23 protein-coding genes and 3 pseudogenes are annotated in these 24,251 nt (G+C 69.8%); 15 read left to right on the top strand and 11 right to left on the bottom strand.

Annotated features, from left to right (window positions below; all coding sequences use genetic code 11):
• Positions 1-82: 82 nt before the first annotated feature.
• The 4 genes from ACZ4QV_RS31270 to ACZ4QV_RS31255 all read left to right on the top strand — a co-directional run bounded on the left by ACZ4QV_RS31270 (position 83) and on the right by ACZ4QV_RS31255 (position 3,382).
• Complete coding sequence (locus ACZ4QV_RS31270) at positions 83-325, top strand: hypothetical protein (RefSeq protein WP_361154695.1); 243 nt, start codon at positions 83-85, stop codon at positions 323-325.
• A complete protein-coding gene (locus tag ACZ4QV_RS31265; protein WP_361154694.1) occupies positions 318-1,412 on the top strand; it encodes a response regulator in 1,095 nt (364 codons plus the stop codon). Before ACZ4QV_RS31270 ends, ACZ4QV_RS31265 begins: the two co-directional genes overlap by 8 nt.
• A gap of 622 nt (positions 1,413-2,034) precedes the next feature.
• Complete coding sequence (locus tag ACZ4QV_RS31260; protein WP_467763703.1) at positions 2,035-2,724, top strand: SDR family NAD(P)-dependent oxidoreductase; 690 nt, start codon at positions 2,035-2,037, stop codon at positions 2,722-2,724.
• Positions 2,642-3,382 carry a hypothetical protein gene (locus ACZ4QV_RS31255; RefSeq protein WP_361154691.1) on the top strand — a complete coding sequence of 247 codons (741 nt, stop codon included), beginning with the start codon at positions 2,642-2,644 and terminating at the stop codon, positions 3,380-3,382. The genes ACZ4QV_RS31260 and ACZ4QV_RS31255 overlap by 83 nt, the downstream gene beginning before the upstream one ends.
• A 197-nt stretch (positions 3,383-3,579) precedes the next feature.
• Here ACZ4QV_RS31255 and ACZ4QV_RS31250 read toward each other — a convergent pair whose 3' ends face one another.
• From ACZ4QV_RS31250 to ACZ4QV_RS31230, 5 genes are all read right to left on the bottom strand, one after another.
• Complete coding sequence (locus tag ACZ4QV_RS31250; RefSeq protein WP_467763702.1) at positions 3,580-5,493, bottom strand: hypothetical protein; 1,914 nt, start codon at positions 5,491-5,493, stop codon at positions 3,580-3,582.
• Between the two features lie 290 nt (positions 5,494-5,783).
• Positions 5,784-5,996 (bottom strand): hypothetical protein, encoded by a 213-nt coding sequence (locus ACZ4QV_RS31245; protein ID WP_467763755.1) that lies wholly within the window; start codon positions 5,994-5,996, stop codon positions 5,784-5,786.
• Entirely contained in the window at positions 5,948-6,547 is a 600-nt protein-coding gene (locus ACZ4QV_RS31240) for a PucR family transcriptional regulator (RefSeq protein ID WP_467763701.1), read from the bottom strand. The genes ACZ4QV_RS31245 and ACZ4QV_RS31240 overlap by 49 nt, the downstream gene beginning before the upstream one ends.
• A complete protein-coding gene (locus ACZ4QV_RS31235; protein WP_467763700.1) occupies positions 6,439-7,518 on the bottom strand; it encodes a tetratricopeptide repeat protein in 1,080 nt (359 codons plus the stop codon). Before ACZ4QV_RS31235 ends, ACZ4QV_RS31240 begins: the two co-directional genes overlap by 109 nt.
• Positions 7,519-7,570: 52 nt before the next feature.
• Entirely contained in the window at positions 7,571-8,095 is a 525-nt protein-coding gene (locus ACZ4QV_RS31230; protein ID WP_361620350.1) for an AfsR/SARP family transcriptional regulator, read from the bottom strand.
• A gap of 415 nt (positions 8,096-8,510) precedes the next feature.
• Here ACZ4QV_RS31230 and ACZ4QV_RS31225 point away from each other — a divergent pair, with 415 nt between their 5' ends.
• Positions 8,511-9,089: a TetR family transcriptional regulator gene (locus ACZ4QV_RS31225; protein ID WP_361635128.1), complete on the top strand. Its 579-nt coding sequence runs from the start codon at positions 8,511-8,513 to the stop codon at positions 9,087-9,089.
• 189 nt (positions 9,090-9,278) lie between these two features.
• Here ACZ4QV_RS31225 and ACZ4QV_RS31220 read toward each other — a convergent pair whose 3' ends face one another.
• Positions 9,279-10,007 (bottom strand): TetR/AcrR family transcriptional regulator, encoded by a 729-nt coding sequence (locus ACZ4QV_RS31220; protein WP_467763699.1) that lies wholly within the window; start codon positions 10,005-10,007, stop codon positions 9,279-9,281.
• A gap of 94 nt (positions 10,008-10,101) precedes the next feature.
• Here ACZ4QV_RS31220 and ACZ4QV_RS31215 point away from each other — a divergent pair, with 94 nt between their 5' ends.
• Positions 10,102-11,025, top strand: a complete 924-nt coding sequence (locus tag ACZ4QV_RS31215; protein WP_361154683.1) for an alpha/beta fold hydrolase — start codon at positions 10,102-10,104, stop codon at positions 11,023-11,025.
• Here ACZ4QV_RS31215 and ACZ4QV_RS31210 read toward each other — a convergent pair.
• Positions 11,015-11,944 carry an NADP-dependent oxidoreductase gene (locus ACZ4QV_RS31210; RefSeq protein ID WP_361619735.1) on the bottom strand — a complete coding sequence of 310 codons (930 nt, stop codon included), beginning with the start codon at positions 11,942-11,944 and terminating at the stop codon, positions 11,015-11,017. The two genes, ACZ4QV_RS31215 and ACZ4QV_RS31210, sit on opposite strands and share 11 nt — an antisense overlap.
• A gap of 75 nt (positions 11,945-12,019) precedes the next feature.
• Here ACZ4QV_RS31210 and ACZ4QV_RS31205 point away from each other — a divergent pair, with 75 nt between their 5' ends.
• Complete coding sequence (locus tag ACZ4QV_RS31205) at positions 12,020-12,400, top strand: winged helix-turn-helix transcriptional regulator (protein ID WP_361586929.1); 381 nt, start codon at positions 12,020-12,022, stop codon at positions 12,398-12,400.
• 269 nt (positions 12,401-12,669) lie between these two features.
• Positions 12,670-13,758, top strand: coding sequence for a hypothetical protein (locus ACZ4QV_RS31200; protein WP_361619737.1), 1,089 nt, complete (start codon positions 12,670-12,672; stop codon positions 13,756-13,758).
• Positions 13,759-14,578: 820 nt separating this feature from the next.
• Here ACZ4QV_RS31200 and ACZ4QV_RS31195 read toward each other — a convergent pair.
• Complete coding sequence (locus ACZ4QV_RS31195) at positions 14,579-15,523, bottom strand: isopenicillin N synthase family dioxygenase (RefSeq protein ID WP_467763698.1); 945 nt, start codon at positions 15,521-15,523, stop codon at positions 14,579-14,581.
• Between the two features lie 146 nt (positions 15,524-15,669).
• Between ACZ4QV_RS31195 and ACZ4QV_RS31190 the strand changes: the two genes are divergently transcribed.
• Positions 15,670-16,686 carry an Lrp/AsnC family transcriptional regulator gene (locus ACZ4QV_RS31190; protein WP_467763697.1) on the top strand — a complete coding sequence of 339 codons (1,017 nt, stop codon included), beginning with the start codon at positions 15,670-15,672 and terminating at the stop codon, positions 16,684-16,686.
• Between the two features lie 214 nt (positions 16,687-16,900).
• Here ACZ4QV_RS31190 and ACZ4QV_RS31185 read toward each other — a convergent pair whose 3' ends face one another.
• Positions 16,901-17,689 carry a class I SAM-dependent methyltransferase gene (locus tag ACZ4QV_RS31185; RefSeq protein ID WP_361586923.1) on the bottom strand — a complete coding sequence of 263 codons (789 nt, stop codon included), beginning with the start codon at positions 17,687-17,689 and terminating at the stop codon, positions 16,901-16,903.
• 178 nt (positions 17,690-17,867) lie between these two features.
• Here ACZ4QV_RS31185 and ACZ4QV_RS31180 point away from each other — a divergent pair, with 178 nt between their 5' ends.
• The 6 genes and pseudogenes from ACZ4QV_RS31180 (at position 17,868) to ACZ4QV_RS31155 (ending at position 23,182) form a co-directional block, all read left to right on the top strand.
• Complete coding sequence (locus ACZ4QV_RS31180) at positions 17,868-18,872, top strand: GNAT family N-acetyltransferase (RefSeq protein ID WP_361586920.1); 1,005 nt, start codon at positions 17,868-17,870, stop codon at positions 18,870-18,872.
• Between the two features lie 74 nt (positions 18,873-18,946).
• Positions 18,947-20,614 (top strand): annotated as a pseudogene (gene tap / locus ACZ4QV_RS31175) (telomere-associated protein Tap); the annotation flags it as partial.
• Positions 20,615-20,621: 7 nt separating this feature from the next.
• Positions 20,622-21,181, top strand: a pseudogene (gene tpg / locus ACZ4QV_RS31170) (telomere-protecting terminal protein Tpg).
• Positions 21,182-21,589: 408 nt separating this feature from the next.
• Positions 21,590-21,775 carry a hypothetical protein gene (locus ACZ4QV_RS31165; RefSeq protein ID WP_467763758.1) on the top strand — a complete coding sequence of 62 codons (186 nt, stop codon included), beginning with the start codon at positions 21,590-21,592 and terminating at the stop codon, positions 21,773-21,775.
• A complete protein-coding gene (locus tag ACZ4QV_RS31160) occupies positions 21,772-22,401 on the top strand; it encodes a TetR/AcrR family transcriptional regulator (protein ID WP_467763696.1) in 630 nt (209 codons plus the stop codon). Before ACZ4QV_RS31165 ends, ACZ4QV_RS31160 begins: the two co-directional genes overlap by 4 nt.
• A 4-nt stretch (positions 22,402-22,405) precedes the next feature.
• Positions 22,406-23,182: an alpha/beta fold hydrolase gene (locus ACZ4QV_RS31155; RefSeq protein WP_361154670.1), complete on the top strand. Its 777-nt coding sequence runs from the start codon at positions 22,406-22,408 to the stop codon at positions 23,180-23,182.
• A gap of 252 nt (positions 23,183-23,434) precedes the next feature.
• Here the strand turns inward: ACZ4QV_RS31155 and ACZ4QV_RS31150 are convergent, their stop codons facing one another.
• Both ACZ4QV_RS31150 and ACZ4QV_RS31145 read right to left on the bottom strand, forming a co-directional pair.
• Positions 23,435-23,680 (bottom strand): hypothetical protein, encoded by a 246-nt coding sequence (locus tag ACZ4QV_RS31150; RefSeq protein WP_467763695.1) that lies wholly within the window; start codon positions 23,678-23,680, stop codon positions 23,435-23,437.
• A 117-nt stretch (positions 23,681-23,797) separates the two neighbouring features.
• Positions 23,798-23,887 (bottom strand): annotated as a pseudogene (locus tag ACZ4QV_RS31145) (endonuclease domain-containing protein); the annotation flags it as partial.
• Positions 23,888-24,251: the final 364 nt, after the last annotated feature.

Below are 24,251 nucleotides of genomic sequence, written 5' to 3'. Positions count from 1 at the left end.
TGTGTGGCTCGTCGCACAGCGGGCCCAGCCGGGGCGCGCTGTCCCAGCCGGTGTCCGGCAGGGGAGAGGAAGGGCCGGTTCGATGGATCGTTCGCTTGTGTCGGTGAGGGCGGCGCTGGTGTTGTTGCTGGCGGCGCTGGCCGGTGTGTGCGTCGGCCTGCTGTCGGTGCTGGCGGGTAACGGGGTGGTGGGCGGTGTGCTCGCCGGCCTCGCCGCTGCCGGCGGGGCGGTGCCGGTGGTCAACCAGGTGATCGCCCCGGACTCCGCCCGCGGCAGGTCGGCCGTGCGCGAGGTGCGTGCGAAGGGCGGGAGCGCCCGTGGGTGAGCTGCGTCCTCTCGCCGAGGGGCTGACACCGGAGTCGCGTGCGCTGGCCATGGCGCTGCGAGAGCTGTTCGAGAGCATGGGCGTCTCGGTCCGCCGCTATGCGGCCCGCCGTGTACGCGATGCCGGCACGTTCTCCCGCTATCTCAACGGCACCCGCGTCCCGCCGTGGGAGGTGGTGATGGACCTGTTCACCGACGTCGCCGAACACCGTGGCATGGCCGCCACCCCGGAGGCCATCGACCTGGTGCGTCGTCTGCACCGGGCAGCCGTCGAGACCAGCGCTTCGCCCCGCCACGCCGTGGAAGTTCTGGAGCAGCAGCTCGCCGAGGCCGACCGTGTCTCCCGCCGTTCCACCGCCCGCGGCGACGCGCTGGACGACGCGTTGCTGGACCGCAAACACCGTATCGCCGACCTGGAGGTACGCCTGCACCAGTTGGAGGCGGAGTGGAACGCGGAACGGGAACGAGCCGAACGCCTGGCCGCAGCCAGCCCGGACGTCACCGACCTGCTGCGGGAACGTGATCAGTTGCAGGACGAGGTCACCCGGCTGTCCGCCCAGCTCGGAGAGGCGCAGCAACGGCGGGACGAAGCCGAACAACGCTGCACGCTGCTGGAACGGCAGCTTGAGGCAGTCGAACAGGTCCAGGCCGTAGCCGCCATGACCCCGGCGGCCCCGCAGGCCATGCCCAAGGTCCTCATCGTGGACGACCAGCCGGACAACCTGCTGGCCATGACCGCCGTCCTGTCCACCCTCGACCAGGAACTGGTCGTCGCCTCCTCCGGCCGCGAAGCGCTCAAAGCCCTCCTCGACCAGGACGACTTCGCCGTGATCATCATGGACGTCCAGATGCCTGACATGGACGGTTACGAGACCGCCGCCCACATCAAACGGCGTCCCCGCACCCGTGACGTGCCCATCATCTTCCTCACCGCCATGGGCACCGACCCCGAACACTCCGCACGCGGCTATGCCGCGGGTGCCGTCGACTACATCGGCAAACCCTTCGACCCTTGGGTCCTGCGGGCCAAGGTCGCCGTCTTCACCGGCATCTACCTCGAACAGCGGCGCCTCGCCGGAGCTCAGTGACCACCTGGCGCTGTCACGACGGCAGGGGAGGGGCAGCTCGAACAGATTTCAGCTGCCGCCCCCAACGGCAGCCACGTGATTGCGGGTTGGCCCCTGACGCGGGTGAACGCATCGCTGAATGCACCGGGTTTGCGGTACACCAGTCCAGTTCCTTGGCTCATTTGTGTAGAGAGGGCATCCAGTCATGTTCGAGGCCACCCCCACCACCCCCTCCGCGATGCTCTTGTGAATGCCGTGATCGACAGGCTTGCGTCGGCGCGGCGGTTTGCGCCCGGCGCCCCCCCCGCGCCCGGTTGGAGCGTGATCCGCACGGATACGTAGCGAGTACGGTTTCTCGCTCTCCCCCGGACAGGGTGACTTGATCTACTGCTGGGCCGCCGCTCGCGCGCCACGGTCATCGGATCGGAGATCGTGCCGGCCAAGGTGGCCACCGCCGAGCGCGCCCTCGCCGCCGCCGGGCTCTCCGCGTACGTGGACATCCGCGAAGGGGACGCGCGCACCACCTTGCGTGATCTCGGCGGTCCGGTCGACTTCGCCCTGATCGACGGCTGGCTCGGCACCGAGCCCTCGCTCGCCCGCCAAGTCGTCGAACTCGTCGCTCCGCAACTCCGCGGCGGAGACTGTGTCGCGAACGACTGGGCCGGTGCGGCGCTTTGGTCGCCGTGCCCTACGGCACCAACGAGACGGCGACCGGATCGTCGACATCTCCTCCGTCTCCACCCGCCTCGCCTCGGCCCACGGCATCGGCTGTCCGCTCACCAAGGGTGTACTCGACGTGTTCGGCCACACCCTGGCCAAACACCTCGGTCCCCGCAACATCACCGTCAACTCCGTCGCAGTCGGATTCACCCGTACCGATATGACTGCCCAAGTGCTCACAGGTCCGGCGACTCTGGAGCGCAACATCGGTCTCACCGCCCTCGGCCGGATCGGCCAGGTTCCGGACATCGCCGACGCGGTCGCCTTTCCGGCCTCCGACGATGCCCGCTGGATCACCGGCGCGAAGACCGATGTCACCGGCGGCGTCAACCTGTGGCGTCGCTCGACGGGGCCCTTTCACCCACCTGTCAGACACGTGCGTTCCGCCGCCGGGAGCGCGGGACAACCCTCCGTCCGAGCCCCAGGAACAGATACCGTCGAGATCCGACATGCGCACAGTGGGATCCCAATGTTGCGGAAGACGCGTACGGTGACTGGATCAGTGTCAGGCACCGACCGAAGGACACCAGGTGACTTCTGCCGTCGAAACATCCGCTCTCCAGCAGGCCATCAACGACCTCGAACGCCAGTTGCCGGAACTGTCCGCACGTGAGGAGTCGCTGCGCAAGGAACTCCAGGAGGCCGAGCAGCGCCTGTCAGCAGCCCGGCAGGCCCTCCAGCACCTGCGGGTACTGACTGGCACCATCCAGCCTGGACCCGCCACGACCTTGGGGCACGAGAAGCAGCCGGAACAGGAACCGGCCGGCGCGGCGCCCGAGAAGGAGGCGCAGCAGGCACAGCCTGAGGCACCTGCTCCGGCCGACGAAGCCGCCGCCACGGTGCCCCAGCCCCGCACCCCCGCCAAGAAGACCGCCGGAAAGACTCCCCGGGCCGCTGCTGCCGGCAAGAAGCCGGCCACGGACAAGGCCGGTGCGGCGGCGAAGAAGCCGGCCACCGACAAGGCCGAGGAAGCGTCGAGGAAGCCGAGGACGACCAAGACGACCAAGCCGGCGGCCAAGAAGAAGGCCCCCGCCGGTTCGCGCGCGGCCGCCCCGGCGGCCGAGGAGCCCGCGAAGGTGGCTTCGCCGCTTCTGACCGCGGCTCTCGCCGTCCTGCAGAAGCACGGAGCCGCGATGCGCCCTGCCGACATCAACACCGCGCTGGGCCGGGAAGACACCGCCGGCCAGCGCGAATCGCTGCGCAACACCCTGGAACGCGCCGTCAAGGCAGGACAGCTGAAGCGTCCGGGGCGCGGCCAGTACTCGGTCTGAACAGTCACGACGGCCTCTGAGCCCTCCTGACCCCTCAACCGTGGTGGGGGCCTTCACCCGGTGGACCCGGCGTGAAGGCCCCAGGCCCGGCAGCCCCCATGGGGCTGGCCCGCCGCGGCGCGCCTCGCCACAGCGGCGGCAGAGCTGGAGGGCACCACGGGGGAGCGGGGAGCGGGGAGTGGGGTGCGGCGAGCCGGTCACTCTCGGACGATCTCGACGACCGCGGTCTCGCCCGGCGGCACCCGTACGTTCACGCAGGTGTGGACCTTCCCGTGAAGGGTCCTCCGCTGGGTCTCGTACGGCCTGCCGTCGGTCCTGACAGCACGGTGGTCGCCCGGGAACCGGGCCTGCCACACATACACCTTCGAGGTGCCGTTGGTGAGTGCGGACCTGTGGGTTCCGTCGTGCCGCAGGTCGAAGCAGGCACCGCCGACGGGGATCCTGTCGATGCGTACCCAGTCGACACCCCGGGGCAGGTGCGAGCGGGTGGTCACCCTGGCGCGCGGGGCGTCCGGGCGGAATCCCATCAGTCCCTCGACGGCCTGTGAGACGAGGGTGAACGCGACTTCCGGGTAGTCGCCGTTGAGTCCCTGCGCAGCAACAGGGTGACGGTCGTCGCGGTGGTCGTAGACGTAGCGCATCCACTTCCACGCCTGCCGGTCGCGGTCGTTGGCGAAGAAGGTGTCGGGCAGGTACGTGATGGCCTCGATGTTGACCGGTTTCCCCACCCCCTCGGCCATCTCGTCGATGTAGTCGAGGTAGGCGTCGTTGCGCGGTCCGGGCAGCAGGAGGCGCTTCATGGGCATGAACCAGCTGTTCTCCCTGCCACACCCGGACAGTGGGGCACCGGAGAGGGAATAGGCGCGTGTCATCGCGGCCCCCTGGTTCGCGACCCAGCCGTGATGGAAGTACCTGCGCAGTTCCGCCGCCCGGCCGGCGTACCGGGCCGCCTGCTCCTTCTCACCCCGGGCCGACGCGAGGGCGGAAGCGGCCAGGTAGGCCCGGTACTGGGAGGCGAACGCGTCGCCGGCCTCGACCAGTTGCTCGCCGCTGCCCTCGTTGTAGCTGGCAGCCCCCTCGAAAATGCCCTGTCCTGTGCCCTCGGCGACGCCGTTGGGCTTGAGCCGGTCGTGCTCCTTGACGAATTCCGTGGTGGCATGACGGCAGAAGTCCCACATGTCGTCCTCGACGTAGAAGGGATCGCCGCTCCACCGGTAGGCCTGTTCCGTCTTCTCCACCAGCTCGAAGGGCGCGGGCACCTCGCGCACGAACGCATCGACGCCGCGGTAGTCGATGCTCAGGTACGTCCGCGCGTCGAAGTTGAACGACCACACGGGGTAGTACGCGTGTGCGGCGACCGCCGAGGCAGCGAAAGAGCCCAGCATGGTCCTGTTCTCTTCGCTCAGCCCCAGAATCTGGGCGCCGACAACCTGGTGAGCGGTGTCGCGCACGTAGTAGCCGCTCCGGTGCGCGTAACCGGCCCAGTACGACGGGGCATAGGCCGCGGAGCCGGTCCCGCCGGGGTGCCTCTCGTCCACGTTGAGGGGCCCGACGGTGCCGGCCAGATGAACCCAGCTGTTGGCCTTGCGCTTGGCCCACTCGAACATCTCCACCAGCAGGGGGTCCGAGGAAGTGACCCGCGGATCGGCCGGGGCCGCGGGGGACAGCATGATGTCGTCGACGTTGACCCAGGCGTCGCCGGAGGTGAACTCGATCTCCATCCGGTCCCCTTTTCTCAGGGCGACCCGGGAGACGGTGTGGCGGGAGTAGAAGGAGCGGTTCGCGACGGCGACCTCACCGGCCGGCGCGCCGTTGACCCGTACGAGGAACGCGCCACGCGGCCCGCCTGCGGCGATCCACGCGGACACGTCGTACGTGCCCTTCCCGGTTGCGGTCACCGCCTGCCGCACCTGCCGTCCTCGTCCGGCGTCCAGGTGGGCGTGGGAGCGTCCGGTATGCGGATCGCCGGTGGCGACACCGGTGCCGTCATCCCACACCCACCCCTGCCTACCCTGCTCGAACCCGGGGTTGGCCACCGTCAAGAACGACGCGCCGACGTAGGGACCGTTTGGTAATGACACGAGCGAACCGTCCTCTCGTTCGGTGGGCACGGCCCGGCCGTGCTCCTGGCACCGCAGACGCGGCTTCGTCAGGCGCCGCACCGTACTCAGCAAGGCGAGTCACCCCACCAGGGTCGTGGTGACACGGGGTACGCACAAGACGCTGGGACCGCTGGGACCACGGTCTGTACCGGCGGGCCGTGACCGCCACCGTTCAGAGGCGCAGGCAGGGTCATGACTCCAGCCAGTGCCCGCAGGACCCGGCAAGACCGAAGTCGGCAGCGGCATGGGGGCTCCGAGCCCAGCACCGCCGCTTCACAGGCCGGGGAACGTCAGGGATCTCAAGGTGCTGGCCAGGCCCGCACCGTCAACACCGACAACCACATGGTGGGATGCAGCCCGTGGCCCTGACTGTCGTCGTGGTCAGCCCGGATGGCGTAGTCGCGCGATCTTGAGAGTGAGGGGGCCGTCAGGCAGTCGTCGCCGCGGGTGAGGGAGAGGCCGGTCAGCTTCTCGATGCGGTGCGGGCGGTTGCAGAGGGGCGAGCGGTGAATGTGGAGCCGGGCCGCGGTGCGGCGGACTCGCCCGCTTCGTCGAGGTAGGTGCTTAGGGCGTCCACGAGTTCCGGGACGCCGGTTTCCGGCTGCAACAGGTCGCGTAGACCGGGGTGCATGCTCTCGACGAACTCCGTGGACGACAATTTCGCCAGGAGCGCGTAGACGCCCAACCGCGCGTAAGCGGTGACCGCCTGGCCGCTTCCGGTCGCCTGGGCCACCTCCGCGGCCTGCCTGGCTTCCTCGTACGAGACGGCCGCCTCCGCCAGCCGGTGCCGAACCCGGCCGACTCCGGCCCGGAACGCCCTCGGCGGAATCGAGGGGAGCTCGGCACCCACCCGTCGGACGAGAGCTTCCGCCATGACCTCGGCCGCGCCGACAGCGGCCTCGTCGCCGACGCCACCCGGCCACACGCTGAACACCAGAGCGTGGTCAGGACGGGTCAGGCAGAGGACGTGGGCGGGGGAAAGCCGCCCTCGGACGCGGCCGACGGCGAGTCGGAGGCCGAGGCGCGGCTCCTCCGGCAGCGGTTCCTTCGGATGCTCGCCCACGGTGGCGACCACGGCGACGACACTGCCGGTCGTGGCAAGGCCCTCCTTCCTGCGGTGAGGTGGACGTCCGCCATCCGCCAGTAGGTCAGCGCCTCCCACAGACGATGCCGGTGGCTCTGGTAGATGGGCCATGCTCGGGCCAGTTGCTCCAGAGCGTCGTCCGTACGGCCGGCCTGCGCCAGCGCCAGTCCCAGGCTGTAATGGCCGTTGGCCAGCCGCAGTGTCGCGCCGATGGAGCGGAGAGCGGCCAGGCACTGCTCGGCCAGGCTCACCGCTTCGGTGAAGCGATCGGTATCCAGGCAGAGGCGGGACAGGTTGCCGAGCATGTTCGCGCATCCGTTCCGGTTGCCGTAGCGGCGGTAGGCGTCGAGGGCCTGGAGCAAGTAGTGCTCTGCCTCGGTGTAGCGGTGCTGCATGCTCGCGAGGATGCCGCTCTCGTTGAGGGCCTGCGCCGTAAGCACCGGGTCGGAGCAGCGCAGTGGGAACCTCCTGGCGGCCTGGGCTGCGTGTTCCGCTTCCGGCAATCGACCGGCCATGACATGGAGGTGCACCATCGGACAGTACAGACGGCCTGTGGACCGGGCGTCGCCCGCTCGCTCGGCTGCGACCAGAAGGCGGGCGTTCACCTGGGCGTACTGCTGGACGGCCGGACCGGATTCGACCAGGTCTTCGGCGACGAACATGAGGTCGACGGCGCGGCGTAGTGCCGGGCCGTGGGCCGAGGCGCCGGCGCACGCAAAGAGGGCCTCGGCTTCGGTGAACAGCCACTGCAGTGCGGGCTCAGGATGGTCGAAAGCCAAGCCGGGCCACTGGGTGGGTTGAAGGTGGTCACATGTGGTGTCGCCGGGCCGCTGCATCGCGTGGATGTGTGCGGTGGTCGCCAGATAGAAGTCCAACAGCCGAGACCGTGCCGCGTCCTGCTGTTGTGGCGTCTCGTCACGTTCGGCGCATGTCCTCGCGTACAGGCGCACAAGGTTGTGGAACCGGTAACGGTCGGGGGCAGGCGACTGGCCGTCAGCGTGCTCAGCTCCACCACGGCCTGTGCGTGACGGCCGGTCGCCAGGTCCAGGTCGAGGCGGTTTCCAGCAGGGCGAGACGGCGCTCTTCGATGCGGGCGCGCTGTGCCGCGCAGTACGGACCGGGTACGTCGGCCAGTGTCTCGCCGGACCACAAATCCAAGCTCTGCCGCAGCAGTTCGCGGGCCCGGTCGCTCTGACCGAGGCGGCAGGCCCCTTCGGCTTCGCTTGCCAGCCGCTCGGCAGTGCTCAGGTCGACGCTCTCTTCGCCGACCTTCAGCGCATATCCACCGGAGTCGCTCACCATGATGTCCGCGTCCGGACCCAGGGCCTTGCGCAGCCGGGACGCATACGTCCGGAGCGCAGCCACCGCGCTCGCCGGCGGGTTCTCGCCCCACACCGCGTCGATCAGTTCGGCCACCGACGCGACCCGCCCGCCCCGCAGCAGCAACACGGCGAGCAGCGCCCGCTGCTGCGGTGAACCAGCGTCCAGCCGCTCCCCGTCCCGCCACACCGCGACCGGCCCGAGCACGGTGAACCGAAGTACACGTCCACCCCCGACATCAACGACCATGGCACCCCTGCCCCCGACACTGGTGCCACCACCATCCAGCCTCCCTTGCCCGACACGTGCAGCACAGACCGCCCACGTCCTGAACTCGTCGCGAAATTGACGAAGAAGCGATATCTGCACGGAATGTCTCTGACATCCATCCCCCGACACGTGCACAGCGCCCACCGGCCGCCAGCCTTCACCACGTATGCGTTCATTGGTACCGCCTGGGTTTGGAACCGGCGGAGCCGTCTCGACACAATGGCGGTGGCAGGCGAGCGGCCAGGATCGTACTGGCGCATGACGGCGGGTCCGGGCATGGTTCCGTACCTCCCCGTCCCGGAGTGCTCCACTGTTCAACTAAAGTGAAGTATTCGCTAGGACGGGGGACATCGTGCAGGACCGGGCAGTCACCACACGCCGCACCATCCTGACCACAGCCGCCGAGGTGATCATCGAGCGCGGTTACGGCGGAGCGTCCATCTCGCAGATCACCGCCCGGGCGGGCGTCGCCGCGGGAGCGGTGTACTTCCACTTCCGCAGCAAGGAAGGCATAGCCCACGCGCTGCTCGGCCTCGACCTCCTGGAGGGCCTGCCTCCGCGCCGCGGCCCGGCCCTGCAGTACTGGGGCGAACTCGCGCTGCTGATGGCCCGGCGCCTCGACACCGACCCGAAAGTCCGGGCCGCACCGTACCTGGCCGCACTCGCCGACACCCATGACGGCTGGACCTCCCCCTGGCCGGCCTGGCGAGCCACGGTCGCCCGACCGCTGCACGCCGCCCAGCGCGAAGGTGAGCTCCAAGCGCACGTGCAGCCCGAGGCCGTCGCCGAGCTGCTGATCAGCGCATGGGCCGGGATGGCCGGCCATCGCACCCCCGGCACCGCCCAGGCGCAGATGCGGACGTTCCTCGACTGCTGTCTGCCAGGCATCGCCGCACCTGCGACCGCGGCCCGGCCGGAACAGCGCTTCTGATCCGGAACGGCGGCACCTTCAAGGCGGAAACGGCCTGCTGGGCAGTTGTCTGAGCGGTGTCCGCGTCGCTCGTACTGGCTGATGCGGGCTTGAATTCGACGCCGGGCCTTCGCTGTCCCGTGATGCTCTACCGTGCCTTGCCCCGTGGAAGATGTGTGAGCCGGCGGTGATTCCTTGCCGAGCTGACCCTCAAGAGGGAGGGGCGGACGCGACAAGGCCGGTGAGCACCCGGTGCATCGCCCGCTCGAACAGGGCCTGCGGGTCCTGAGCCGGGTCTGCTTCGGTGGGAGTGGCCAGCGCCGCAGCGACCTGCGGATGCTTCCCCTGGGCGACTGTTTCGCTCAGGTAAGCGGTCTGCGCCGTCCGGCGGCCGGTGTTTCCGCGGCTCAGTTGGAGTTCCGTCCGGGCGAACTGGGCGACAAGGGCGTTCATCAGGCCGACGATCTCCATCTTGGTCCGTCCCGGCAGTGCCACGGGTGCCATCGCCCGCAGTGCGTATTCCAGGTAGTCCAGGCCGCGGGGGCCCAGCCGGAGAGGCTCCGGCGGAACGTCGGGCAGCCAGGGGTGCCGCAGGTGGACCGTCTTGGTCCGGGAGGCGAGGCCGACCAGGTCCTCCACGGGATCGCCGCCCAACGGCACGTCGAGGTCGACCTCTCCCGCCACCGCGTCCGTCATCAGGTCCAGCAGGTCGTCGCGGCTGGAGATGTAGCGGTAGAGGGATGCCTGGCCGGTGCCCAGCGCCTTGGCCACCTGGCGCGTGGACACAGCCGCCAAGCCGCCCTGGTCGGCCAGTTCGACGGCGACAGCGGTCAGATCCGCGCGGCTGTGCACGGCCGCGGGGCCGCGGGCGCCGCGTTCGGGGCGCGCCCAGACCGTCACGTGTTCCTTCGCCGAGTCGGGTTCGGACTGCTCCGCCACGTCGGTCACCTCTCTCTTCCGTCCGGCCTCGCCATCGTCGTGCCGCTGCCCTATGCTAAACCGCGAACGGTGATCGCAGTTATCGGAGGTGCTCATGTCGTCGTCATCTGCCAGTCCGTGGAGCCCGGTCCGCTGGGCCGAGAACGGTGCGGTCCGGCTTGCTTTCGACCAGTGGAACGAGCAGGTGGCCGGGGAACCCCTCCTGTTGACCACAGGGCTGGGCGCGAACCGCAAATGGTTTCCGGACGGGCTGTGCCGGATGCTGGCGACGCACGGTTTCGCGGTCGCCCGTTACGACCAGCGCGACGGCGGGGAGTCGACCCACCTGCCGCCCACCGTCACCCGCAACCCCATCTCCGCGCTGTTCAAGAAGCGCGGAGACGCCTACACCGCCGAGGACATGGCAGACGACGCCGTCGCGGTCATGGATGCCCTGGGATGGCCGTCGGCACATCTGCTGGGTGTCTCGCTCGGCGGTGCCGTCGCACAACGCGTCGCGCTACGGCACCCGGACCGCGTCCGGACCCTCACGACCATGGCCGCCGTCCCCGGAGACGCCGCGGGCCTGCGGTCACTGCAATACGTCCGGCTGAGGACCCTGGCGAAGTTCGCCGGCCTGAAGTTCCCCGACACCCCTGAGGGGGACCTCGCGGCCGGCGTCGCCGTCACCCGCCTCCTCGCCTCGCCGAAACGTCCCTTCGACGAGTCGGCAGCCCGAGAAGCCGCCGCGCGCAACCTCGACAGCGGTGTGCACGACCAGCAGGCGCAGAGCCGTCAGATCGGCGCGCAGTGGCACGGCCAGAAGATCAGTGCCATCAGCCGGCCCACCCTCGTACTCCACGGGCAGGACGACCCGCTCATCAAGCCCAGGGCGGGACGGGCGGTCGCCTCCCGGATTCCCGGCGCGCGCCTGGTCCTCCTGCCTGAGGTCGGACACGAGATTCCCGAACCCGTATGGCAAACAGTCACTACGGAAATCCGCGCCCTGGCGAATACCGCTCGCCACATCAGACGGTGAGGACGATCTTGCCCCGCAGGTGACCGCTCTCCAGCAGCCGGTGCGCCTCGGCGACGCGCTCGAACGGGAACGTCTCCTGCACGTGGACCCGGAGCCTGCCTTGTTCGACGAGTTCGACGAGACCTCGCAGGGCGGCCGGGTCGGGGTCGACCGCGATGCCGCTGAAGCGCATGCCGGCCGCCTCGTACTTGGCGGCGAGCTCCGCGTCCTGCTCGGCGACCGCCGTCACCAGGTGACCACCTGGGCGGAGCACGGCGAGCGACCGCTCGACGGTGTCACCGCCGATCGTGTCGAGTACGACGTCGATGTCGTGGGCCACCTCGTCGAAGTCGACCGCCGTGTAGTCGATCACCTCGTCGGCGCCGCACTCTTCGACGAACTCCCGTTTGCTCCCGCTGGCAGTCGCAACCACATGCGCGCCGAGCGCTTTTGCTACCTGGATCGCAACGTGGCCGACCCCGCCTCCACCGCCGTGGACCAGGACGCGGTCGCCCTCGGTCACACCGCCGAGGTCGACGAGGCCCTGCCACGCCGTCAACCCGACGATCGGCAGCGCAGCCGCCTCGACATGCGAAAGTGCCGCCGGCTTGCGTGCCAGGTGCAGCGCCGGAGCCGACACGACCTCGGCGTACGCGCCCGCCGCTCGCGGGAACAACGGCATCCCGAACACCTCGTCGCCGGGCCTGAACCGCCACGTCTGCGGCCCCTCGCCGACCACGCCGCTGATGTCCCAGCCAAGGGTGAACGGCGGCCGGCCGATCAGCGGGAACTCGCCGGCGCGCAAGCGCGCCTCCAACGGGTTCAGCCCGATCGCCTTGACGCGGACGAGAACCTCGGTCGGCAGCGGCTGAGGGTCGGGCGCGTCCACGATGGTGAGCACCTCGGGACCGCCTAACGCCTGCTGGGTGATGACTCGCATGACTCTCCTGGCTTCGAAAGGGGAAGAGATCCCAGGCTAGGTTTCCGATAGGAACCCGCAGGTACCTTTGGCGTCATGAGCGGTTTCGGTCCCGGCGATCCCTTTCTCTCCGACTGCCCGGCGCGTCTGGCGGTCGAGCTGATCGCCGACAAGTGGACGGTGGTCGTGCTCTACGGCCTCAGCAGGGGCCCGGTGCGCCATGGCGAACTGATCGAGCTGATCGGCGGCATCTCCCGCAAGATGCTCACCCAGACGCTCCGACGCCTTGCGGCGCACGGCCTCGTCCGCCGCCACACCTACGCCGAGGCGCCGCCCCGGGTCGAGTACGAACTCACCCCGCTCGGGGAGACACTGACCGGTCCGATCCACGTGCTGACCGAGTGGGCGAGGGCGAACGGCGACGCAGTGCTCGACGCGCTCGACGCCGCTCCCGAGCCGGCCACCCCCAGCGACTGAGGTCCCCGCTGGGGTACCGGACAGAGCGTAGGCGCCCTGGACTGGACCGAACCGGACTGGACCGGGCAGGGCCGGTAGCCGTCACCGGTGTCTGGCCGCCGCCGGCCCGGGCCCCTGTTTATGCGATCATGCGTGCATTGTGGTGGATGGTTCGGCGCACAGCCGAGCTGCTGGGCAGGCGGTCGGGGGCTCGCGCAACAGATGTCGAGCGATCGAGCGGGAAACTGGAGAGCGTTGTGAGCGGGGCTGGGGGACAGGGCGGTTCGTCCGTGTCCGACGAGGAGTGGGAACGGTTCCTGCGCGAGTCGGTGGCAGGTGCGCCCGGAGCTCCCGTGGAACCGTCGGCGCGCGCCCGTGAGGTGGGGCGGCGGCTGCGGGAACGCCCCGGGCAGCCGGAGGGATGGCGTTCGTACTCGCCCGGCCGGCCCCGGCGCAGGACAGGTTGGTACGCGGCAGGACTGGCGGCCGTGGCTCTCTTGGCCGTAGCGCTCTTCCCGCAGCAGCTCGTCGGTTGGTTCGGCGACGAGGGCGGGCAGGATGGGACGCCGTTGGCCGCGGAGTCCCAGAACCCGCGGCAGGCACCCGGCGCTGAGCCGAGCCTGCGCCCCACCCTGGCCGAACCCTTCCGGGGTTCGCCCGCCGCTCGCTGGGCCGACGGAACGGCCGGGATCGCGGTGCCGGAGGCCAGGGCGACCGGCTGGATGGACACCGCCCAGGTCGAGCAGGCCCTGCAGAAAAGCCGTGCCTTCATGGCGGCCGCAGGGCTCGACTCCCACGTACTGCGCGGCGAGCGGCCCACGAAGGCGATCGCGTTGCTTAACCCGCACCAGAAGGACGTCCAGGAGTATCTCCGGAGCGCCCTGTCGTCGACGGCGCCGACTTCCGATACCGACCCGCTGCGGTTGTTCAGCCGTTTCCGGCCGGAGCGGGCCCGGCTGGTCGGTGATGTCGTCAAGACACGCGGCCGGCTCACGTACCGCGAGGGCAAGCGGGGAGCGGTCGAGGTGACAGCGGACGTCACCTTCGTGTACCCGGTCACCCCGGCAGCGGGCGACGCGGGGCAGGACGCCGAGGTCATCCGTACGATCGTACGGCGCAAGGTCGTGATGAGCTGGGACGACCCGGCCGAGGTCATCACCGAACCGGGCACGATGTCCCTCGTCTCGTACGCGCTCGACATGACCAACGGCGGCTGTTCCGGCCCCACGGGCTTCTTCGAACCACCCTTCGGCACAGCCGAAAAGCAGTCCGCCGACACAGCTCGCCAGGTCGATCCGTACGACCGCAGCAAGCCGATCGACACGAGCGACAGAACGACGGCCGCGGGCAACGGCTGCGCGACCGCCACCCGTTCCTGACGCGTGTTGCAGAAGGTGGTGCCCGAGCAGTCCGGCGCGGCAATAAGCGCAGCGGGCCGCACCTCTGCTGCTGGCGAGGCCACCATGTATACGGACACCCGCCTCAGCGAGCTGGCAACCGAGGTCATGCTCGTCGCTTCGCCCCGCTGATCTCCTCGTACATCACCGCAAAGGGTGGCGGCAGGGCTTGGGCGGATGGTCCGTCAGTGTCTGGTAGACCGTGTATCGGTATCGGCTCGGCCTTCCGGAGGAACGGCGGCTTCGGGCAGCGCACCCCAGGAGGCACGGAGCCCGGGAGCGGTCGACACCCCCGAGGAACGACATCACCAATTCCTCCACCGTGTCGCACAGCGGTCGTTCTGCAAGGACTCCTGAGGAGTTGAGCTGGGGCTTTGCCTGACGGTACGGTCGCCGGGTGGTGTCGAAGAGGTTGAACGAGTGCCTGTTGCACGGTGCTGGCATGCGCCCTGACCGCCTGGTCGGGCGGCGTCTTGAACGGGTGGTCGCGTCGTGGCACCTGTACGGTACGGAAGCCCCGTCCGGCCCGCTGGACGTGTGGCTGATCGACAGCGCCGAGGATTCCACCCATGTGACGGCCGGGTCGGACTGGTGCCTGATCGTGGATTCGTCGGCACCCTCGGGGTCGAAGAGCCCCCGCGCTTCGACGCCGGCGTCCCGGCGGACGGCTGGTCTCGTACGGCGCCTTCGCCGCTGCGGAGGCGACCACGACGCAGAGAGTGGACCTCAAAATCGCCTCCGCATACCGGCCCAGGCGTGAGGCGGAGCCTGGCAGCGGGTCAGGCCGATTGTCGGCAGCTTCTCAGGGGCTGATGGTCCGCAGTTTGTCGTGGAGCCAGTCGCCGGCGAGCACTGTTTCGTACGGTCTGTGTGCGGTGACTGCGGGCAGTGAGGTGACCGGGGTGTCGGGGGCGCAGGTGTGGAAGTAGACCAGGGAGGTCAATTCCTCGGCCGGGGCTTCGGGGGGCGGTGGCAGGACACGGTGGCGCCCGGAGTGCCAGCGGTCGCCGCTCCAACGCTGCATCAGGTCACCGATGTTGAGCGTCAGGGTGCCCGGCTGCCACGGGGCGTCCTGCCAGCCGGTCGCATCGTCATGGACTTGCAGCCCGCCTTGGCCGTTCTGCCGGTCCAGCAAGGTCAGGAGGCCGAAGTCGGTGTGCGCTCCGATGCGGAACTGTCCGGGCCGGGCGGGTCCGGTGGTGTGCCGCGGCGGGTACCAGTTGATCAGCACGTTTCCGTTCGGGCGGGTGGTGTGCCGGGTGAAGAAGTCCTCGGGCTGCCCCAGCGCGGTGGCCATGATCTGCAGCAGCGTGTCGGACAGCGCGCGCATACGGTCGGCGAACTCCGTCACGTACGGGCGCAGCAGCGGTACGTGGGCCGGCCAGCGGGCGGGCAGTAGCTCCGTGCGGGCGGTGCGGGTCTCGAAGGCGGCAGCCCAGGATTCCTTCAGGTCGGGCGGGGTCACGGTGCCCTCGGATGCGGCTGTGCTCACCTGGCCGCGGCCGAACCAGCCGCCCCGACGATCCTGCTGGGCGTAGCGGGCCTTGACCTCGGCAGGCAGCGCGAAGAACGCGCGGGCCGCCGCCCGCAGCCGGACAGGCAGCTGCGGGTCGAGGCCGTGACCGCGCACGAGCAGGAACCCACTGGCCCGCAAGGACCGGTCGACCGCGGACGCGAGCCGCTCCCGGGACTCCCGGCCCTCGGACCACCAGGACAGATCGATGACGCCAATATCCGGACGGTGCATGGCGAACTGCTCCCTCCCCGCACCGGAGCGCGGAAGCGAAGGCCGGGCGCTCCGGCCGCTCCCGGGCACTTTTTCGTCGCCGGCCGACCGGACGGAAGCCGTAGGCTCGGACACGGCAGGAACCGGCAACGAAACGGGGGAACGCGGTGGATTCCGGCGGCCCGGACGACCTCGACCAGCGCTTGCTGCACGCCCTCCAGCTCGACGGACGCGCCCCCTACAGTCGCCTCGCCCGCACCCTGGGCATCAGCGAGCACACCGCCGCCCGCCGCTATCACCGCCTGCGCGACCTCGGCCTGCGCATCACCGGCCGCACCAACCCGCACCGTCTGGGGCACACTCGCTGGCTGCTGCGCCTGCGCTGCGCCCCCGACACGGCCCGCCCCCTCGCCGACAGCCTCGCCCGCCGCCCCGACACCAGTTGGGTCACCCTCACCGCCGGCGGCACCGACCTCTACTGTGCCCTCGATGCCCGCACCACAGACGAACGCAACGCCCTGCTGCTGACCGCGCTGCCCCGCACCCCGAACCTCATGTCCGTCACTGCCCACTGCATGCTGCACATCTTCAAGGGCGCCACCACCACCTGGCACGCCACCCGCTTCACCACCCCCGACCCTGCTTCAGTCTCCACTCCCGCCTCTACTCCTTCGCCTTTTCCTTCGGCGCCCTTTCCCGACACCGTCGTCCCGTGTGGCCTCGATGCCACCGACCACATCTTGCTCACCGATCTCGCCCGCGACGGCCGCGCCACCCTGCCCGCGCTGAGCAAGGCCGCCGCTCGCTCACCCTCCAGCATCCAGCGCCACCTCGACCGCCTCCGGCACCACGGCGCGCTCGACCTCTTCGTCGACTTCGCACCCCAACTGCTCGGCCACCACATGAGCACCCAACTGTGGCTGACGGTGGCCCCCGCCCGCCTGCGCAGCGTCGGCGAGGCCCTTGCCGCCCACCCCGACATCGCCTTCACCGCCGCCGTCACCGGCCCCGCCAATCTGGTCGCCAACGGCATCTTCCGCACCCCGGCCGACTTGTACGCCTACATCGACCAGAATCTCGGCACCCTGCCAGGCATCCACAGCATTGACACCGCTCCCACCCTGCACGAGGTCAAACGCCTCGCCACCCCCTTCACACCAGTACACGCCCGCGATCGCACGTGATGGGCCCGGGCCGCCGGGTCCCGGGACATTGCCCAGGGCTCGTATGCGTACGCCTTCCGGACAGCGGCCGGCGACTACGAACAAGAGCCGTGCGCCGACGGAGCCCTGGCGCCGCCCCACCCCGTCCCGCCGCCACCATCACCGTCCACGGCACCGTCTGCTTGCCCCGCGACGATGGCCTCACTGTCGCCCGCCACAGGCGTCGTCACTTCTCCTACTTGCGGGCAGTCAGCTGGAAGAGGCGGGCCGTGTGCATGTAGGGGTGGCGGGCGGTCAGGGCGAGTTCGAGGCGTTCGAGGTCCTGGTAGAACGCGGGGTCGTGCTTGCGCGCGTCGTCGGTGATGTAGTCGCAGACGCTGCGGATGCCGTAGTGGTGCAGGTTCTGACAGCCCAGGGCGGACAGATGACGGGCAATCTCCTCCGCCGTGTGCAGCGTCAGCGGCGAGTCGAATGTCTGTGTCCAGGCCTGGTCGGTGTCGAGTGCGGCTGCCGCGGCGGCCAGATCCATCTCACGGACGGCAACGGTCAACGGCGCCGCATACCGGTTGACCGCCATTACCGAGAACAGGCCGCCGGGTCGCAGAGGTGCCAGGAACGCCGTGAGTGTGGGGTGGACATCGTCCACGTAGGGAAGGAGGTTGTGGCACAGCACCACGTCGAACTCCCCGCCGGCGATGTCGGCGGGCAGCGCGTGCACATCGGCCTCGACGCAGTCGATCAGATCCGTCAGGCCGACCGCATCAGCCCGCTCTGCCGCTGAGGCGAGCATCGCGGGTGCGTAGTCGACGATCGTGACACGGTGTCCCCGCGCAGCCAGGCGCAGGGCGTCGCTGCCGTTGCCTCCAGCCAGGTCAAGGACACACAGCGGCTCGTCTGCCAGGTCGCCGAAGTGCCGTACAAGGTTCGCCTCGGCGATCGCGTAGCGCAGCCGACCCCAAGGAGCCTCCTGCCACTGTTTCCAGGCGGACATGGCGGCGTCGGACTTCTCAGCGGCTTCAGACATCTGGTGACGGTAGCGGATCCTCCTGCCGCACGAGCTGACGCGCGGCGTCGGCTATCTATTGCCGACGCCGGTCGGCACACCTCAGCTGTCTGACGCCGTTCTGTCGTGCAGGGACACGTAGGCGCGCACAGTTGTGGCACCCGCCGCCCCCATCCAGTGAGAGGAAGGCCCAGACGGAGTGGTGCCGCAGTGTGACGGCTGGAGCATCATCGCCGAGCTCACCATGTTCGTCATCGACGGACCTGAGGAAGCTGGACTCATGGTGCCCGCGTGCGGCGCGCCGGTGCTTGCCGAGACCGGGCATCCCACCGAGCCGAGCCAGATGGCCGAGTGGTGGCCCCGGGCAGTGGCTTGCGGCGAGATCACCTGGGACTTCTTGTCATGGGACGGCCGGCGTAATCGCCCGGTGCCTGTGGCCTCGGGATGGCAGGATCGGCTGATGACTGTTGATCCGTTGCTGGAGCAGGCCCAGGGAGTATGGGAAACGCTGGCTGCTGCGTTGGTGTCGTTTCCCCCGGCGGGGGGCTTGAACGTGGTCACGTCGCCCGCCTCGCAGGTGGCTTTGCCGTCGTGGGCCGGGATAGTGGTGCTGGGTGACTCGGCGATCATCACGGCACCGACCGATAGGGCTGCGCAGGTTCTGCGCCGGGGACTGGCCGGGATGCCGGTCAGCTCGCTGACGTCTCCAGAAGCGGTTGCGGCCGTACTGCCTGTGCATGAGGTGTTGGGTCCGGCGGCCTTGGGATACGTGTGCCGTGACGGCTTCCGCCCGGTACCGGCCGGCCGGGCCGTTGAACGGCTCGCCCCCGGGCATCAGGACCTGACGGCGTTGGTGGAGTCGGTGCCGCCCGAGGACGCCGGTGAGAGTGCGATGGACGAGATCACCTCCGCTGCGTTCGTCGTGCGCAAGGGCGCGGACGTGGTGGCTGCGGCGGGATTCCAGGCTTGGCCTGCGGCAGTTGCTCACCTGTGCGTGCTCACCGCACCAGGGGAAAGAGGCCGCGGGCTGGCACGGCAGGTCGCTTCCGCGGCGGTGGCGCAGGCACTCGCCGACGGTCTGCTGCCGCAGTGGCGTGCCCGTACGACGGCCTCCCGTAGTGTCGCACGGGCGCTGGGGTTCCGTGAGCTGGGAAGCCAGCTCAGTCTCCGCTTGGGCCAGGAGGAGCTTCACCGAAAAGGTTGATCCGTACTTGCTCACCGCAGTGGTGTTCTCCCGGACTTCGGAGCGAGCTGTCGACGCGCCTGTAAGGGGGGACGTACCGCACCGGCGGCCTGGTCGTGGACGTGCCCGCCAAGTCCCTGCCGTCCCTGGTGGACTGGACGCTCAAGGAGGCCACGCTCGGTCGGCCGAAGCTCTCCGGTCCCGGCAAGGACGCCGACCCGCTGCTCGTGCTCACCGAGGCCGCGCTGGAGCGCTACGGCCTCCCGACCACGCTCACGGAGCAAGAGCGGATCGCCGGGCGCATCCCGGAGGGCCACAAGGTCATCAAGCAGCTGACCCGCGCGCAGTGGCAGCTGACCAAGCGCGGGTTCGGGCCGTGGGCGCGGATCTACCGCCCCGCACAGGGCTCGGAGCGGGCCTGCGTGCAGCTGTGCATCCCGTCGTGGAACGCGCTGGACACCCGGCACTGGGGCGCGGCCGGGCAGCTGGCCCCGGCTGAACTCGCCCGGCTCCTGGGCGTCTACGCGTCCCGGGTGATGACGCCGCACGGATCGACGGCCGTGACCGGCCTGGAACTGATGACCGCGCTGCATCCGGCGCCCCGGGCCTTCGAGCAGGACGCCGACGGCAAGCGGCACTCCGGGCACCATCCCGGCTCGCTGGGCAAGGACCCGGTCGACTGCGCACCGTGCGACGCACCCGACGGGCACCCGCTCCTGGCGGACCTGCCCCGCTTCCATGTACGCGGCCCGGCGGAGAAGCTGTTCGAGGAGGCGTACGACTGGACGCGGCCGATGACCGACGCCGAGTGCCTGCGCCGCAACCTCGTGGGCCTGGACGTCAACATGGTCTTCGCCGCCGGCGTCAACGGCCTGATCCTCGGCCTCGGCGCGCCCACCCATGTCAAGAACCCGTTCTTCGATGCGAAACTGCCGGGTTCGTGGCTGGTCGACCTGTCGCACGTCGACCTGTCCCGGGTGAAGGTCGCCAAGGACCGTTGGGCGCAGCTGAACGCGGATCTGCTGCCCAGCCCGTTCACGCCGATGGGAGAGCGCCCCGAGGGTCCGGCCTGGTACGCCACGCCGACCGTCGCCTACGCGGTGGAGCTCGGCTACGAGGTCGCGCCGATCGAGGCGTACGTCCGGTACGGCAACGGCCGCTATCCGGGCGGCTGGTACACCCGGCCGCACGACGCCTACCTGGCCACGATGGCCGGCCTCGGCGTCGACGCGGACCTGTCGCCGGCCGGCTTCCTGGCCGCGATGGACGGCTACCGCGGCCGTGATCCGCAGATGGCGATCGTCGTCTCCGCGATCAAGGCGACGGTCAAGGGCGGCCTCGGCAAGCTGCGCGAGCGCCCCCGCGGCGAGGGCTGGAAGCCGGGCGAGCCGTGGCGGGCCCTGGCCCGGCCGACCTGGCGCCCCGACATCCGCGCGGCCGTCATCTCCCGCACCCGCATCAACTTCCACCGCAAGATCGTCAAGCACGCGGCATTCACCGGCCAGTACCCGGTCGCGATCCTGTCTGACCGCGTCGTCTACGCGGTCGGCGGCGACAGTCCGCTGGACTTCCTGCCCTACCGGAACGGCAAGCCGCTGCCGGGCGGCTTCCAGCTCGGCGCGAACCCGGGCCTGGTCAAGCACGAGGGCACGCAGAGCGTCCTGTAGGGCGAGGGCGTACGGGAGCAGTTCGACACCCCGGCGCTCAACCTCGCCCGGTACATCAAGGACGGCACCGTCACCAACGTCGACAACGGGGAGTAGGCGGACGATGAACAGGTTCGGGGACGGCCTGGACGCCGCGGTACACAAGGCGTTCACCCGCCCGGCGCCCAAGAGCGCGGGCGCGCAGATGCGGTATCTGTCAAGCAGCTGAAGGGCACCAAGGCGGTCGCCCATCTGCTGCGGATCTCCCAGCGCACCGTCGAGTGGTACGTCAAGGACCAGATCAAAAAGCCGCGAGCGGACCTGGCCGCGCGCCTGGAGCGCGAGACGAACGCCCGGCAGCCGCAGATCCGGGCCAAGGCTCGGCAGAAGGCGGTGACGACCGACGGCATCGTCATCGACGTCCACGCCCGCCTCGGGTATGCCGGGGCGCCGATCGGCGCGACGGACGAGGACCCTATCCGGCACCTGACCGTCGCCCTGCCGCCCGAGCATGCTGCCCGCCTCTTCGACGCCCAGCAGAGGGCGTCGGCGACGGACGACCGGCTGCGCGAACTGACCGCCGAAGCCCTCAAGGAGGTGTACTTCCAGGACGGCGGCAGCCGCGCCGGATCCCTGCAGGAGGTGCAGATCACCGAAGTGATCCATCTGGACTTCGAGCTGTAGCCGTGCCTCGAACAGCGAGCGGGCCCCGGATGTGACTGAGTGCTTCAGTTGGCGAGTGAGCGCGCGAGTTGGCAACTGAAGGGGGCGGCGTCGACGGCTCGGGGGAGCTGGACGGTGTAGGTGGCAGGAAGCGGTTTGAGCCGGCGGCGGTTGAACCGGCAGCTCACCGTGCAGGAGTTCCGCCACGAGCTCACCCGGGGCATGCGCCACGGCAAGCGCGGCACCATCCACCAGGCGTACCCCGACGGTATGGCGGGCCCGCTCGGCGCATGCTTCGCCTGGACCGAGTCTCGGTGCCCGGAGAGGCTTCCACGGAAGGCGGCGCTGTACCGCTCGTCCCGAGGGGTGGGTGTTGCGGGTCGGCGGGATCGCCTTTACATTACGTGTCGTAACGTAAAGGAGGCGGAGATGCGCCATACCCCGCTCGGAACGCTTCAGGTCCCGGGCAGCCCGGAGCACGTGGCTGTGAACCTGGCCGCGCTTACGATCCCGCTGGACGAAGCGGCACTGACGCGACTCGATCCGCTCGTCCGGGAAGTGCCCGGCGAGCGGCACGGCCCGTTGCAGGCTGTCCGATCCCGGGCTCAGCTGTGACCGGCCCGCAGGCCCGCGGGCGGGGACGGCCTCGCGAGGCCGCGCACGAAGAGCGCGTACTCACCGCCGCCGCGCAACTGCTCCTGGAAGGCGGCGTCGCCGCGTGCACGGTCGAGGCGGCGAGCCGCCGCAGCGGGGTGAGCAAGCCCGCGATCTACCGGCGCTGGCCGCACCGCACCGCGTTGGCGATCGAGGCCTTCGCCGCGCACATCGACCGCCTGGTGCCGCTGGTCGAAACCGGCGACAGCGCGCACGACCTGGTCCAGGTCGTCGCCCACCTGGCCGAGTACTACCAAGGCCGCGACGGCGTCGTCTTCGCCCAGCTCGTCGCCGCCGCCGTGCTGGAACCCGGCACCGCCGAGCTGCTCAACGCCCGGTTCTTCGCCCCACGCCGCGCGGCGCTTCGGGCGCTGTGGGAGTGCGGGGTCGCGCGCGGCGAGCTCGACCCGCACGTCGAGCCTGACGCGGCGATCGACCTGCTGTTCGGCCCGGTGGCGTTCCGCCTGCTGCTCGGCCACCAGCCCGTCGACGTGGACTCCTGCGTGCACCTGGCCCGCACCGCCGTACAGGGCCTGCTCCTCACCCGGCCGACCACCCCGCCCCCACCGACGGCAACCGGAGGTTAGAACCATGCTTCCCCTCACCGACACTCCCCAGCAGCCCCATGCCAAGCATCCCGGGCGCACCCTGGTGACCTCGCATTCGTTCAGCTTCGCCCGCCGTGAGTGGATCGAGGCGAGCGCGCCGCTGTCGGAGCAGTTCCGGGTCGTGGCGGTGGACGCACCCGGCCACGGCGAGGCGCACGCGGTCCCGGGCTACACGATGGCCGAGATGGCCGCCGCGTTCGCCGCCACGATCAACGAACTCGGCCTGACCGATTACGTGTTGGTCGGTCACTCGATGACCGGCAAGGTCATGCAGATCCTTGCCAGCCGGGCCGGCGCCGGGCTGGGGCTCGCGCATCCACCGGCGAAGCTCGTGCTGATCACCCCCACGCCGCTCGGGCAAGAGGTCGGCGGCGAGGACCTGCCGCGCGAACTGTTCGAGAGCCGCAGGGACCGCACAGACGCCAGGAAGTTCGTGCTGGACCGCACCGCGCTGCCGCTGGAGCCGGAAGTGTTCGACCGTGCCTGCGAAGACTACGCGCGGATGAACCGCAAGGCCTGGGACGCCTGGCTGAAGGAAGGGATTTACGAGGACTGGACCGAGCGCGCCGCACCGAACGACGTCGAGACCCTGCTGATCGTCGCGGACGGCGACCCGACCTGGGGCCTGGAGATGCAGAAGAAGCTGACGGTGCCCCACCTGACCAACGTCACGATCGCGTCCATCGACTGCGGCCACCAGGTACCGATGGAGGCGCCGCAGGCCCTGTCCGGCCTGATCACCGCCTTCGCCGCGGCATGACCGGCGCCGCTCAGCCCTCGACCGGAGACCGGGGCTGGGGCGGGCGACTGCCCCTGGCCTCTTCTCGACATCTACGCCGTTCAGCTCCCCCGAGCCGTCGACGCCGCACGCTCCAGCCGCCGACTCGCGCGCTCACCCGCCAACTGAAGCACTCAGTCACACCTGGACCGGCATGGTTCAGGGCCGCTCGTGCTTCCGCGGGGCGGTTGTTCCTGCACGTGAAGCGGTGCTCATGACGGCGCGACGCGCCGGTCACCCTGCGCCCGGTGCAGCGCCGGGGGACGGCTGACCTTGCTGCGCGGCGAGCGCCGCATTGACGAAGGCCTGCGTGAGCACGGCCGTCTTGGGCACCGTGACGTCTTTCGTCGACGGGACGGTCGTTGCCCAGCAGCGCAGTTCGCAGCGGTACACGCCGTGCACGAAGTCGACCTCGCTCGCGTACGTTTGCTGCTGGCAGCGGCCGTGGCGCTCGATCTGCTCCAGGTGGGCGCGGAGCACGGCGGAGTGGTACCGGCGCGGCAGTGTCTGCTTGTCGAGGCACCCGCGGCATTCCAGGAGTGGCAGGGTGCCACCTTCTGCTTGGAGGAAGCCGTGCGTGTGACGTTTGCTCTCGTAGGTGTTGCAGCTGCCGCAGAGCGGCCCTCGGACGTAGCCGTGGTCGTGGCAGTGATCCCATCCCCGCGAGGCCTGCGCCGCCTGGTACAGCCGGCACAGCTACTCGTCGCATCGCGCGCTGCGCCCGCGATGCGAGTCGTACCGGATACCGAGTCGTATTTCACGGAATGGCGCACCGGCGCCGCCGGCCTGCGTACGGATTTCACACACGTTTCGGAAGCAGAGGGTTCGGTTCTGGCCCGGACGAATTCACGGCCTGCTAGAAACGTATTCCTGAGCCGAAGCACGGTAGTCACCATATGGGCAAGTTTGTTGCCACCGCTTTGCTCTGGGCAAGATCCGTTGACGGCGGACCCTAGTACTGCAACGGTGCTTGCCGTGACTGGTGGCTAGTTGGGTCGTTGGTCTGGTTATGGGTGGGGGCCTTGCTGATGTCAGGTTGTGGGCGGGTGAA

It is taken from the genome of Streptomyces sp. NPDC026394 (assembly GCF_055567735.1).
The sequence above is the reverse complement of the archived record's forward strand: the minus strand, read 5'-3'. Positions and strand labels throughout refer to the sequence as shown.